The organism is Megasphaera hexanoica (genome assembly GCF_043520715.1).
Classification (GTDB): Bacteria; Bacillota; Negativicutes; order Veillonellales; family Megasphaeraceae; genus Megasphaera; species Megasphaera hexanoica.
Map to the genome: position 1 here is coordinate 460,129 of NZ_CP171361.1, position 13,075 is coordinate 473,203.

At 51.5% G+C, this 13,075-nt stretch carries 11 protein-coding genes; 8 read left to right on the top strand and 3 right to left on the bottom strand.

Going from position 1 to position 13,075, the window contains the following annotated elements:
* Positions 1-56: 56 nt before the first annotated feature.
* The 7 genes from purB to ACGTIC_RS02185 all read left to right on the top strand — a co-directional run bounded on the left by purB (position 57) and on the right by ACGTIC_RS02185 (position 7,437).
* The gene (gene purB, locus ACGTIC_RS02155) at positions 57-1,349 is read left to right on the top strand and encodes an adenylosuccinate lyase (protein WP_059076334.1); all 1,293 of its coding nucleotides are present in this window, start codon (positions 57-59) and stop codon (positions 1,347-1,349) included.
* A 189-nt stretch (positions 1,350-1,538) separates the two neighbouring features.
* Entirely contained in the window at positions 1,539-2,684 is a 1,146-nt protein-coding gene (locus ACGTIC_RS02160) for an aminotransferase class V-fold PLP-dependent enzyme (protein ID WP_113855261.1), read from the top strand.
* A 181-nt stretch (positions 2,685-2,865) separates the two neighbouring features.
* Positions 2,866-4,032 (top strand): M20 family metallopeptidase, encoded by a 1,167-nt coding sequence (locus ACGTIC_RS02165; RefSeq protein ID WP_059076336.1) that lies wholly within the window; start codon positions 2,866-2,868, stop codon positions 4,030-4,032.
* A gap of 72 nt (positions 4,033-4,104) precedes the next feature.
* Positions 4,105-5,376 (top strand): MFS transporter, encoded by a 1,272-nt coding sequence (locus ACGTIC_RS02170; protein WP_113855262.1) that lies wholly within the window; start codon positions 4,105-4,107, stop codon positions 5,374-5,376.
* A gap of 169 nt (positions 5,377-5,545) precedes the next feature.
* Entirely contained in the window at positions 5,546-6,568 is a 1,023-nt protein-coding gene (gene selD / locus ACGTIC_RS02175; RefSeq protein ID WP_113855263.1) for a selenide, water dikinase SelD, read from the top strand.
* A 12-nt stretch (positions 6,569-6,580) separates the two neighbouring features.
* Positions 6,581-7,177, top strand: a complete 597-nt coding sequence (gene yedF, locus ACGTIC_RS02180; protein ID WP_059076339.1) for a sulfurtransferase-like selenium metabolism protein YedF — start codon at positions 6,581-6,583, stop codon at positions 7,175-7,177.
* On the top strand, positions 7,174-7,437 hold the full coding sequence (locus tag ACGTIC_RS02185; protein WP_059076340.1) for a DUF3343 domain-containing protein: 264 nt from the start codon (positions 7,174-7,176) through the stop codon (positions 7,435-7,437). Before yedF ends, ACGTIC_RS02185 begins: the two co-directional genes overlap by 4 nt.
* Before the next feature lie 167 nt (positions 7,438-7,604).
* Here the strand turns inward: ACGTIC_RS02185 and ACGTIC_RS02190 are convergent, their stop codons facing one another.
* Positions 7,605-9,683, bottom strand: a complete 2,079-nt coding sequence (locus ACGTIC_RS02190; RefSeq protein ID WP_113855264.1) for an OPT family oligopeptide transporter — start codon at positions 9,681-9,683, stop codon at positions 7,605-7,607.
* Between the two features lie 244 nt (positions 9,684-9,927).
* On the opposite strand from ACGTIC_RS02190, the gene pepD reads away from it, so the two are divergent.
* Positions 9,928-11,376 carry a beta-Ala-His dipeptidase gene (gene pepD / locus ACGTIC_RS02195; protein ID WP_059076342.1) on the top strand — a complete coding sequence of 483 codons (1,449 nt, stop codon included), beginning with the start codon at positions 9,928-9,930 and terminating at the stop codon, positions 11,374-11,376.
* A gap of 277 nt (positions 11,377-11,653) precedes the next feature.
* Here the strand turns inward: pepD and ACGTIC_RS02200 are convergent, their stop codons facing one another.
* Both ACGTIC_RS02200 and ACGTIC_RS02205 read right to left on the bottom strand, forming a co-directional pair.
* Positions 11,654-12,265: a hypothetical protein gene (locus ACGTIC_RS02200; protein ID WP_059076343.1), complete on the bottom strand. Its 612-nt coding sequence runs from the start codon at positions 12,263-12,265 to the stop codon at positions 11,654-11,656.
* A gap of 84 nt (positions 12,266-12,349) precedes the next feature.
* Complete coding sequence (locus ACGTIC_RS02205) at positions 12,350-12,925, bottom strand: xanthine phosphoribosyltransferase (RefSeq protein ID WP_059076344.1); 576 nt, start codon at positions 12,923-12,925, stop codon at positions 12,350-12,352.
* Between the last annotated feature and the right edge of the window lie 150 nt (positions 12,926-13,075).

Here is a 13,075-nt window from a genome sequence, read left to right on the forward strand (position 1 = left end):
GTATAATAAAGCGTAAGCTTATTTCCAATATACATCTGTTCAAAGGAGAGATACTCGTGATAGAACGTTATACAAAAGAAGAAATGGGTAAGATCTGGGCTGAATACAATGAATGGAATACTATGAAAGAAGTAGAAATCCTGGCCAGCGAAGCCCAGGCTGAACTGGGGAACGTCCCAAAGGAAGCGGCGAAGGAAATCCGCGAAAAAGCTGCTTTTACGGTAGAACGCATCCATGAAATCGAAGCCGAAACCCATCATGACATTGCCGCTTTTGTATCCACGTTGTCTGAAAATATCGGCGAAGCCGGCAAGTATGTCCATCTCGGCCTGACATCGACCGATGTCAAAGATACGGCACTGGGCTACATGCTCAAACAGGCATCGGATATCCTCATCAAGGACCTGGAAAACTTCCATGCCGTCCTGCGCCGCCGTGCCGTCGAATTCAAATACACTCCCTGTATCGGCCGTACTCATGGAATCCATGCCGAAGCGACTACGTTCGGCCTGAAATTATGCAACTGGATGGCTGAAATCGAACGGGATATCGACCGCATGAAACACGCCAAAAAGACCATCGCCGTCGGCAAGATTTCCGGCGCCGTCGGCACCTATGCCGATATCGACCCGTTCGTTGAAAAATACGTCTGCGAACACCTGGGCATCGAAGCTTCTCCGATTTCTTCCCAGACTTTGCAGCGTGACCGCCATGCTGAATACGTGACGACTCTGGCCGTCATCGCCAGCTCCATCGACAAGATGGCAACGGAAATCCGTCATCTCCAACGGACAGAAGTACGGGAAGCAGAAGAATATTTCAGCCCCAAACAGAAGGGCTCGTCCATCATGCCCCACAAGCGCAATCCCATTACGTGTGAACGCATGTGCGGCCTGGCCCGCGTCATCCGCGGCAATGCCCAGGCAGCCCTGGAAGATGTCGCTCTCTGGCATGAACGGGATATCTCCCATTCGTCCGTCGAACGGGTTATCCTGCCGGACAGCACCATTGCCCTGGACTACATGCTCCAGACCTTTACCCGCGTCATCGACCGTCTCCTCGTATATCCTGACAAGATGATGAAGGACCTCAACCTGACCGGCGGCCTTATCTACAGCCCGATCATCCTCAACACGCTCGTAGAAAAAGGCGCCGTCCGCGAACAGGCGTATCGCTGGGTACAGCGCAATGCCATGAAACGCTGGCTCGAAGGGGAAGATTTCCTGGAAAACCTGAAGAAAGACGAAGACGTAAAGAAATATATGACGGCAGAAGAAATCGAAGGCTGCTTCGACGTCAACAAGATGCTCCGCCATGTCGATACTATCTTCGCCCGCTTCGGCATCTGATCCAGCCGGCTATAGACGATACAATATAAGAAAGAGGGGAGCTGCAGCATGTTACAGATGCCGGCAGCTCCCCGTTTTTGTATAAAAAAGAGAGGCCGCCAGACGAACTGGTTTAACAGCCTGCGAACGGCAGTTTCTTCGTCAAACATCAAACATCAAACATCAAACTATCTATCCCGGAGGTGTACTATGTACTATTTTGACAATGCGGCTACGACGGTACAGAAGCCGCCGGCTGTTGCTGAGGCGGTGTACGAAGTGCTTCATAGCGGCCTGTATGGCAATCCGTCCCGTGGCGCCCACGGGTATTCCCTGCGGGCGTATGAACTGGTGCTGGAGGCCAAAGAGCAGGTAAAAAGCCTGTTTTCTGCCGGGCAGGATTATGAGGTGGCCTTTACGCACAACTCGACGACGGCGCTCAATCTGGTCCTCAAGGGACTGGTGCGTCCGGGAGACCACGTGCTGACGACGATGTGGGAACATAATGCCGTCCTGCGCCCGTTGTACCAGCTGGAGAAAGAAGGTGCCACCGTAGATTTTATCGGCAGTGATGCCCGCACGGGGCAGCTCCGTTATGAGGAACTGGAGCAGAAACTCCGGCTGGAAACGAAGCTGGTCGTATGCAATCATGCGTCCAATGTGACGGGAAATGTGCTGGATATATCCCGCATACGGGCTTTCTGTAAAGCCCATGGCCTGTTTCTCGTCATCGATGCATCCCAGTCGGCTGGCGTCGTTCCCATCGATGTGTCGGACGGGACGATAACGGCTATCTGCTTTACGGGTCATAAATCACTCTACGGACCGGGAGGAACGGGCGGTGTCTGCATCCGCCGCGATGCACCGGTCCGGCCGGTCCTGACCGGTGGCGATGGCGTCCATGCCTTTGACCACGACCAGCCCGGCGGTGTCCCTGCCATACTGGAAGCGGGGACGGCCAATGTCGCCGGCATTGCCGGCCTGAGTGCCGGCGTGTCCTATATACGGGAACACTGGCAGGAGCTGCAGCGGAAGCAGGCGGTTCTGAGTGACTATTTTCTCCAGGGACTACAGCAGATTCCGGATCTAGTACTCTATGGCGATGTTTCCGGTCCGCGCGTCCCCGTCTTTGCCGTCAATTTCCCCGGTGCTGAATCAACCGTCGTCAGTGATATACTCTGGGAGACCTATGGCATCGCTACGCGGCCGGGATTTCACTGTGCTCCCCTCCTGCATGAATCTTTGGGAACAAAAGAGCAGGGAGCCGTGCGCTTTTCCCTTTCATCCTTTACGACACGGGATGACCTGGACGCAGCCCTTGTCGCCCTGAAAAAGATAAGTGCCCTGCAAAGATGAACGAAATGCATAACAAATATGATATGTCTGTTTCAAATGGACGCTTGACTATTTAGAGTGGAAATAGTATCGTATAGTACAGGCGTGTGGTATACGTAACGTCCTCATTTCTTGGGAAAGAAAAGGGGAATATCTGTCCCGGTCCGCCACCGGGACATATTTTATTGGAGGCGTGAGTATCATGAACGAAACGATTGCATCAGCTCTCAGTAATGAGGAAGTAAAAGACATCCTGACCAAATTTGTCCAGACTAATACGGTCAACCCGCCGGGTAATGAAAAAGTTCTGGCTCAGTGGATTGCCGATGATTTCAAAAAAGCCGGCATTGAAGCCGAAGTGCGCGATATGGGCGACGGCCGGGCTAACGTCGTGGCGCGGATCAAAGGCAGCGGTGAACGGAAAGCCCTGCTTTTCGACGGCCATCTCGACACGGTTCCGCCGGGAAACTGGACGGAAGACCCCTGGGGGGCTGTCGTCAAAGACGGCAAACTCTATGGCTTGGGGGCATCGGACATGAAAGGCGGTCTGGCTGCGATGATGCATGTCGTTAAAGCCATCAAGAAATCGGGAGCCGCTCTTAAAGGGGACCTCGTATTTGCCGCTTCCATCGATGAAGAAACGGACAGTCTCGGCGCCTGGGACCTGCTGAAATCAGGTGGACTTGACGGCGTAGGTGCCATCGTCATCGGCGAACCGAATTACAACGAAATCACTATTTGTGAAAAGGGCGCTCTCTGGTTGAAAGTGACGACCCACGGGCAGACCTCCCACGGAGCGATGCCGGAAAAAGGCGTCAACGCCGTAATTCACATGAATAAATTCCTGGATAAACTGCTGCAGTACCAGTTCCAGTATACGGAAAGCCCTATCCTGGGGAAACCGACCATGAATATTGCCACGCTGCACGGTGGTTTTAAGACTAATGTCGTACCCGACCGCTGCGAACTGACCGTCGATATCCGCACGGTCCCCGGCCAGGTGCATAAGGATATCATCGCCGATTTCCAGCGCATGTGCGATGAAGTCAAACAAGAAATACCGGAATTTATGGCCGATATTGAAGTCCTGAGCGACCGGGCTGCCGTAGAAACTAAGGCCGGCGACGACTTCGTCCGCCTCTGCCGTGATGTGCAGCAGGACGTGACGGGCCGCAATCCTGAACCGAACGGCTTTATGTGCTATACAGACGCGGCCGTATTCCTGCCTCACACTCATATTCCTCTCATCGTGTACGGACCGGGGGAACAGCATATGGCACATCAGCCGGATGAATATATCCGACTCGACCGCCTGTATGAATCGGTGCGGTTCTATGCCGAACTGGCAGAAAAATATCTGATCGACTAACGAATACTAAATCCGTGGGATAGGAGATGCCGTCGAGGGGAGTATGACGGCATCCCGGCAAGGGGGAGAATCATGGCAAACAGCAATGGTGGCTGGAAGCACCGCAATACGGTAGTTATCATTTTGTTTATTATATGGGTTACAGCCTATCTGGACCGCATGGTCATGGCTACGGCTATTCCTTACATTTCTGATGAATTCGGGCTGACACCGGTCGCTATGGGCGGCGTCATGAGTGCCTTTTTCGTAGGCTATGCGCTCTGTCAGATTCCCGGCGGCCTTCTGGCAGACCGCTTCGGCGCTCAGAAGGTAATGTTTTCCGGCATCGCTTGGTGGTCCGTATTTACGGCTATTACGGGCTTTGCCAATAATCTCGTCCACATGCTCCTGGTCCGCGTTGCCTTTGGCGTCGGTGAAGGAATTTTCCCGGCCGCGTCGTACCGGACGATTTCCAACTGGTTCCCGGCCAAAGACCGCGGCACGGCGACGGGGCTCATGATGTCGTCCAATGCCTTCGGGCCGGCACTGGCACCGCTGTTCGTCGTTGCTATCATGGCTGCCTGGGGCTGGCGCATGGTCTTTTATTCGCTGTTCATCCCGGGCATCATTATGTGCCTGCTGATTAAGTTCTTTATTCCCGACAATCCGGCTGACAGCAAGGGCATCAGCCAGGCCGAACTGGATGAACTCAAAGAAGACCATACGGAACAGACGGCACAGGCAAAAATCTCCTTCTGGCAGATTATCAAGGTACCGGCCGTATGGCGGACCTTCGTCAGCTTTTTCTTCTTTGATATCACTCTTTGGGGCTTCTTGTCCTGGCTGCCCAGCTATCTCGTCAAAGCCCGGGGTTTTGAAATGACCAAGATGGGCATCACAGCGTCCATGCCGTTCTTTGCCGGTACGGCTGGCGTCATCCTGTTCTGCTGGCTGTCGGACAAGTATTTTACGCACAACCGGAAAATGCCGGTTATCATCACCCAGATTCCCGGCGCGATTTTCCTGTATCTGACCTTTGCCGTACCCGATGCGACTATGGCCATCATCTGTGAAACCCTGAGCGGCTTATTCCTCTATGGGGCCTTTGGCGCCCTGATGGCACTGCCTATGAGTTCCATTTCCAGTGAAATCACCGGCCGGGCTATGGGATTTGTCAATATGGCCGGTCAGATTGCCGGCTTCCTTTCGCCAATCATCATCGGTTATCTCATCCAGCTCGCCGGAGGTAGTTTCGGCACCAGCTTTGCCTGCCTGGTCGGTGCCACCGTCGTGTCCGTTCTGGTGACCATGACTATTAAAGAAAACGCCAATACAAAAGAAACGCATACAGAAACGGCGGCGTAAATACGGGCCGCTTCCTGACAAAAGGGACTGTACATGAAAGCCTATGCTATCATGCACAGTTCCTTTTTTTAATTTCCTCCCAACACTGCATTGTCTCTTTTCTTTGCAGGGAGTATAATGAAAAGAAAGAAAAATAATTAGGGAAGCTAAAAAAAATGGAGGCGATACGATGGATACGAATCAGCTCGTCGTCTGTGGCGGCTGTAATGCCAAGATAGGGGCAGGTAATCTGGGGCCACTGCTCCAGGACCTTCCGCGCCGGGAGAGCCCGGATCTGCTTGTCGGGTTTGATGGGTCTGATGATGCGGCTGTCATCCGTCTGCGGGATGACCTGGCCCTCATCCAGACGGTGGATTTTTTCCCGCCTATGGTAACCGATCCTTACCTTTTTGGCCAGATTGGTGCGGCTAATGCACTGAGTGACGTTTATGCCATGGGCGGCCGGGTCCTTTCGGCTCTCAATATCGTCGCCTTTCCGGAAGAACAGGATTTCGCTATTCTCCGGGAGATTCTGCGTGGTGGGGCGGAAAAGGTTAAGGAAGCTGGCGGACTCCTGTCGGGGGGCCATTCCATTCACGACCGGACGGTGAAATACGGCCTGGCTGTGAATGGTACCGTCCATCCGGACCGCATCCTGCGCAACGATGCCTGTGTGGCCGGCGATCATCTCATTCTCACCAAGCCCCTGGGAGTCAGTATCCTGACCATTGGATACAGTGCCGGTGAAATCAGTAAAGAAGGTTTCCAGCAGGCCGTAGACAGTATGTGTACGCTCAATGCCTATGCCATGGATATCATCCGCGATGCCGCCGGTGTGCACGGCTGTACCGATGTGACGGGATTCGGCCTCTGCGGCCATCTTCATGAAATGCTTCACGGTGCCTGCTCGGCCCGCATCGATACGTCCCGTCTGCCGTACTTTGAGGAAGCCTACTGGGGAGCCGGACACTTCATCTTCACGGCAGGAGGACAGCGGAACCGCGATTTTCTGGAAGACAAGGTGGCCTTTGAACGACAGGACTTCGCCCTGGAAGAAATCGTCTTCGATCCCCAGACATCGGGAGGCCTGCTCGTATCCTGTGAGGCCGGTCAGGCGCCGATGTTGGTAGCGCGCCTTCAGGCCGGTCATATTCCGGCGTCGGATATCGGCGTCGTCACGGAAAAGAAGGAAAAAGAAATCTATATTGGATGAGGAGTGAAGGATATGTTTCAAGTAAATGCTCTGGGCAAAGCCTGCCCGCTGCCGGTCATTGAGACCCGCAAGGCACTGAAGGAACACGATGCCGTACAGACATTGGTCGATAACAGGATAGCTACAGAAAACCTGCAGAAAATGGCCCGTCAGCTGGGCTGTTCGTGCAGCGTAACCGAAGATGGCCCGGCCCATTATACGGTGGTCATCACGAAAGGAGAGGCGGCAGAAGCTGTTCCGGAACCGGTTGCGCAAACTACAGCTGTACGGGACGATTCATACATCGTCGTCATCAATTCTCCGACTATGGGGACGGGTGACGAAACGTTTGGCCGGACGCTGCTCAAAAATTTTATTTACACTCTGAAGGAACAAGATGTACTGCCCGATATGATGTTGTTCTACAACGGTGGTGTACCCCTGGTGACGGATACGTCGGAGTCTCTGGCTGATCTGCAGGAACTGGCTGCGGCCGGTGTGCAGATTTATGCCTGCGGAGCCTGCCTCAATTACTACGGTTTGACGGAGAAAGTGGCCGTTGGGGAGATTACCAATCTCTACCGTATCATTGAAATCCTGCGTACGGCCAACCGCGTCGTACGACCATGACGGAACGGTATGGTCTGATCCTGTTCCCCGAAACGCGGGAGGCCATGACAGCAGAAAAGGAAGGAAGGGCTCACGGCCTTTCCGTTCGCATCGTACCGACGCCGGGAAAACTAGTTGCCTCGTGCGGCTTTTCTCTGCGCTATGACCTGACCGGGGAAGACGAGTTATACCAGTTCCTGCAGCATCTCTCCGTCCGCACCGACGGCTGGTACCACGCCAGCCGTCAGGGGCTCCGCACGGACTACGAGAGATGGAAATGAAAGTAAAAAAATTTTCTTATGGATCTTCCTGTTATGGAATTGATGGATATATCGTTACAAAATAAATATTTATGCAAAAATGAACGGCGTTAAAGGTTTTATTTTAACGCCGTTCTGCATAAACTTTAATCAAATTTTAATGTAATTCTAATTTTATTTTAATGAACTCATTTTTCCGGAGTAAATTTCGTCGTGACAATATGACGGACGAAAATAGCAATTGTCGCAATGAATGCGGCAAATCCAATGCCGTTTGCGATTGTTTCAAAGTCTTTGCCGACCAGTGCCAGCGGATTTTCACTGCCACCAGACGTAACAGATACGACGATGATCAGGGCAATAATGACGCCTACGAGGCTTTCACCGACGATAAGGCCCGATGCAAAGAGGACGCCACGGTGATTGCAGGCTTCCACATCTTCTTCTTCATGACCAGGGCTGCGGAGCGCTGCACGCTGGTGCAGATAACGGTGGATGAACCAGCCCATGACAGAGCCGATGACCAGCGGAATTTCCAAAGTCGGCGGCAGATAAATACCCATGCCGATAGCCAGAGGTGGCAGGGCCAGGGATTTCGTATGACTCTTCAGGAGCATATCGACAATAATGGCAGCGATACCTACGACAATGCCAAACAAAATGTAATTCCAATCGAGGCTGGCGCTGAAAATGCCCTGTGCAATCGTTGTCATCAGCGTTGCCTGGGGAGCGGCGAGGGCCTGGGACGGGTCCATGCCGGCACGGGGAAGGGCTCCCGTGAATCCATAAGCCTGATAGAGCAGATTCAGTACAGGCGCGATGGCGAAGGCACCGATGACAGAACCGAGAATCAGGGCTACCTGCTGTTTCCAAGGCGTGGCGCCGACGATATAACCGGTTTTGAGGTCCTGCAAGTTATCGTTGGAAATAGCGGCGATACTGACGATGACGGCTGTGATAAAGATGGCCAGTGCCGTAGCGAACTGAGTACCTTCTGGCGTGGCAAAGACGCCGAAGGATGAACCGATACCGAGGACAACCAGTGAAGAAACGATGATGCCCAGGATACCTATGCCAGAAATCGGGCTGGCTGATGTACCGATGAGACCTGCCATATAGCCGCAGGCTGCGGCAACAAAGAATCCCATGAGCATGGCGACCAGGATACCAACGACGATGTAAATAATGGTAACTGTCGTCGGGAGACCGGCGGCGCTGACGAACGAGTAGAATGTCACGAACAGTCCGGCCAGGATTACGAGGAATACAATGCCGACCGATTTGGGCGACATGTCGATATCCGTATGATGAAGGATCTGTTTTTCTTCCGTGTCATTGGCCCGGATAGCGTTGATGGACATTTTGATACCGTCAACGACCGGTTTGGCCAGACGAATCAGTGTCCAGATAGCAGCGATACCGATACAGCCGGCGCCGATGAAACGTACTTTCTGGGCCCAGATAGCCTGGGCAAAGGCGGCAGCACTTTGACCTTCTGCCGGAGAGATGACCGATGTCAGGTAGGGGACGAAGATGACCCAGGCCAGCAGTGTCCCCGTCAAAATAGCGATGCCACTGGCGATACCGATAAGGTAGCCGGCGCCGAGAAGCGCCATGGAAAAGCCCATGGGGAGCTGGGTGACCGCCTTGCCAATCTGTATCCAGTGACTGAATTCAGAAGAAGCAATGTGCAGTCCGTTGGCACAGAAACTGAAGATACCGGCCATGCCAGTACCGAGAACGATATCTTTCATCCCTGTTTCTTTTTTGCTCGTATCTTCGCCGGCAGCTTCTTCACGGCGGATTTCACTGCCTACTTTCAGGATTTCTGCTGCCGCCCGGCCTTCCGGATAGGGCAGGTCACTGTTGACGACCATGGCGCGCCGCAGTGGTATAGTAAATAATACCCCTAATGAACCGCCGCATGCGCAGAGCAATAACGTTTGCCAGAATGGAAATCCCTGCCAGTATCCCAGCATGAGCAGACCAGGAAGAATAAAGATAATAGCTGATAAAGTGCCCGCGGCAGATGCCTGCGTCTGTACCATGTTATTTTCCAGAATATTGGAGTTTTTGAACATGCGCAGGATCGCCATGGAGATGACTGCCGCCGGAATAGATGACGAAAATGTCAGACCGACTTTGAGCCCCAGATAGACATTGGATGCCGTAAAGATAACGGTAATCAGCATGCCCAGGAACATGCCCCGGAATGTTAATTCCGGTAATGTGGGGTACGTGGCAGTCAGATTAAATTGACGTTTCATAATCAGACCTCCCGCATAAAAAATAAATAATTGGCCGTATAACAGCTAGCTTGTTTCACTATAGCATATTTTTTTTGAACTGTCATTCAAATCACAATGATTTAAAATATAACAAGAAACGGTTATATTATCTTTACTTATAGATAATTATGCAAGGAGAGAATAATAGCCGAGGTGTTTCTTTTGTATAAACGTGTTATAATACTCGCGTATGGATATTTCTAGACATAAGGAGGAATTTCCAATGGAAAATGAAAAGATTATTGAAGGCGTTTTGCAGGAATTTGCAGGCCTTGCCCGGCATCCCCGCAAATCAGGTCATGAAAAAGAAGTCAGTGACTATATTGCTGCCCGGCTTCGTCAACTCGGTGCTTCCGTTGTTCAGGATGAAGTCAACAACATCATTGCCGATGTGCCGGCGACAAAAGGATATGAAGATGTGCCGCTGACGATTATACAAGGCCATATGGATATGGTCTGTGTGGCTAAACCAGGACGCGCGTATGATCCGCTGAAAGATCCTATTACCATCAAACGGGATGGCAAGACGCTTTCTGCTGATGGGACGAGCCTGGGTGCTGATGACGGTATGGCTATTGCCATTTCTATGTTCCTCATTCAGCAGGATTTTGCCCATGGTCCGCTGCGCCTGATCTTTACAGTAGATGAAGAAGTAGGTATGACCGGTGCCACCCATCTGGATTCCCAATATGTTCAGGATGCCCATTATGTCATTAACTGTGACTCTGAATCTGTCGATGTTATCTGTGTGGCTTCTGCCGGCAGTGTTCATACCTATTTCAGCCGTCCTGTTTCCTGGCAGGAAGCAGAAGGGACAGCTGCTCTGAAGATAACGGCATCGGGCTTTATCGGAGGTCATTCGGGTGAAACAATCAATCAGGGAAAGAGCAATGCTATAAAAGCGCTGGCTCTCGTCCTGCAGCGTCTCCATCAGGCGGGTATTTCCTATACACTGGCTTCCTATGACGGCGGCGATGCGGCTAATGCCATTCCGTCCCTTGCCCAGGCTGTCATTGTTCTTTCTGATGCAGATGCAGATAAGGCATGCCAGCTTACTGCCGAAGGAGAAGCGGCACATAAAGCCGTATATGGGGCTGTAGAAACGACGTTATCCCTGAAAGCAGAAAAAACAGATGTACCGGAAAAAACTATTTCTGAAGCAGACAGCCGTGCTGTCGTACAGATCCTTAATCTGCTTCACTTCGGCGTCTTCGCTATGAATCAGCATTTGCCGAAACTGCCGGACCTGTCTTCTAATATTGGTACGATTCATATCGGTGCCGATTCGGTGGACATCCAGTATTTCCCCCGTTCCTCTTCCGATGCCCGACTGCAGGAAATGCTGTTGTCCCTGCCGGTATTTGCAGAAGTGACGGGATTTACTTTCAAAGCGTCTGCACCGGCTCCGGCCTGGTCAGAAAACACGCACAGTGTCCTGACTCCGGCCATGACTGCCGTTTATGAAAAAGAACTGGGTCGTACGCCCCGCATCGAAGCGATGCATGGCGGTCTGGAAACGGGGTATTTCTTTGCCATGAACCCGGATCTGGACATTGTTTCGGTCGGACCGACGACATTTGCTATCCACAGTGCGGACGAATCAGTTGATCTGGAAACCGTTGCGGAAGTTACGCGTGTCATAGCCGGTACGCTGACGGCTCTTAAAAAATAATCTGGCATCAATCTGGCATTTAATTATGTACCAGATGCAGGAACGCCTGTCAGTGCCTTTGTTTGGGCATTGACAGGCGTTTTAGTCTGAAATGGGAGTCATGGTTGTTTAAAATGTGATCCCTATGGATTGCTTATACGTTTAACGGGACGTATACTATACATGTAAACACTTATTGCATAACACAATACAAGCGCTGTCCAGTCCGGTAAGGACCGGATATATATGTGTTTATGAACTGACGGGAGACAATCGGCTGATTGTCTCCCGTCGGCTGTTAAAAGAGATATTTTGTATCGTAACTCAGGTCCATATACTGGGCCAGCGTTTCATCGTCAAAACCATATTCTTCTGGTTTATTGAACCAGTGTGCGACACGCAGCCGCAGTTTCTTTTCCGGTGGCAGGGGTTCCTTATATTCGATGCGCAGCTGACGGGCAGCTTCAGAGCGGTCTTCTACACGCACGAATAATCCCTGGTCAAAGGTGAGTTCATATACCTTTTTAAAGGCATGGGGAATCTGGAATCCGAAAGGAACGAAATATTTCTGGATAAATCCATTGGCGATGAGAATAGAACCAGAGTAGGGAATGGCCAGCTCCAGGTCGTAGCGCAGATCACCGGCAGGGGAGTGGAACGGTACCGGTTCGATGCCATCTATAGATGGGGCAGGCCGGCCATTATTATTTGTGAATAATTTGTGCAGAGCCAGGTGTTTGTCTTCGGTGAAACCAAAAATGCAGGCATATCCCCGGAGACACGATTCATCGTAAATGACCGGATGCAGACCGTACTTTTCTATGTTAAAGAATTCATCGACGTGTTCTACAGCGACGATACTGAATTTATATTCGGCAAAATCAAATCCGTCAAAAAATTGGGATCTCATAAGGCAGCTCCTGTCTTTGGGGAACGGGATTTTATGTATACATCTAATATGTATTATATAAGGGGCGACAAAGGAAATAAAGTACTACTCCTTGAATACGGGCTTATTATCACGAAAAGCAGCAATGCGGGCTAATGATTCTACACGATAGCCGAGTGCTTCCAGCCGGCCGCGTCCGGGCTGGAATGATTTTTCAATGACAATGCCGATGCCTGCAGGGATAGCGCCGGCCTGTCTGACTAATTCGGTCAGGCCGACTGCTGCGGCGCCACTAGCCAGAAAGTCATCGATAATCAGTACGCGTTCGCCGGCATGCAGGTATGATTTGCTGAGGCTGGCTGTATAGGTTTCTTCTTTTGTATACGAATAGATAGACGCTGTGTATACAGCATCCTGCATGAGAAGAGATTTTTTCTTGCGGGCAAAGACGACGGGAATATTTCCCATTGCGACGGCTGTCGCCAGTGCAATTGCGATACCGGATGATTCGATAGTCACGATCCGGTCAATCGGGCAGTCGGCGAACCGGCGGGCAAATTCCTGTCCCATTTTCATTACCAGTGATGGGTCAATCTGCTGATTGAGAAAATTATCCACCTTTAAAATACGGTTGTCGATAATCGTACCATCCTGCAAGATGCGTTTTTTCAATTCTTCCATGAGGGGGCCTCCTAATAGTTATTATAACCAGTCTAATACGATTTGTGAGGGAAGTCAACGCCTGATTTCAGAGGGTCAGGCCCGTCAGAATCACGGATTTGACGCTGTTTTACTGCAATTTTCCGTTTACTTATGAAAGCAAAACGGGTA

Bases quoted from the DNA above. Each gene is read 5' to 3' on its own strand.
- ACGTIC_RS02185 (WP_059076340.1), top strand. From the start codon at position 7,174: ATGACGGAACGGTATGGTCTGATCCTGTTCCCCGAAACGCGGGAGGCC.
- ACGTIC_RS02205 (WP_059076344.1), bottom strand. From the start codon at position 12,925: ATGGAAGAATTGAAAAAACGCATCTTGCAGGATGGTACGATTATCGAC.
- selD (WP_113855263.1), top strand. From the start codon at position 5,546: ATGGATACGAATCAGCTCGTCGTCTGTGGCGGCTGTAATGCCAAGATA.
- ACGTIC_RS02190 (WP_113855264.1), bottom strand. From the start codon at position 9,683: ATGAAACGTCAATTTAATCTGACTGCCACGTACCCCACATTACCGGAA.
- ACGTIC_RS02200 (WP_059076343.1), bottom strand. From the start codon at position 12,265: ATGAGATCCCAATTTTTTGACGGATTTGATTTTGCCGAATATAAATTC.
- ACGTIC_RS02165 (WP_059076336.1), top strand. From the start codon at position 2,866: ATGAACGAAACGATTGCATCAGCTCTCAGTAATGAGGAAGTAAAAGAC.
- ACGTIC_RS02170 (WP_113855262.1), top strand. From the start codon at position 4,105: ATGGCAAACAGCAATGGTGGCTGGAAGCACCGCAATACGGTAGTTATC.
- yedF (WP_059076339.1), top strand. From the start codon at position 6,581: ATGTTTCAAGTAAATGCTCTGGGCAAAGCCTGCCCGCTGCCGGTCATT.
- ACGTIC_RS02160 (WP_113855261.1), top strand. From the start codon at position 1,539: ATGTACTATTTTGACAATGCGGCTACGACGGTACAGAAGCCGCCGGCT.
- pepD (WP_059076342.1), top strand. From the start codon at position 9,928: ATGGAAAATGAAAAGATTATTGAAGGCGTTTTGCAGGAATTTGCAGGC.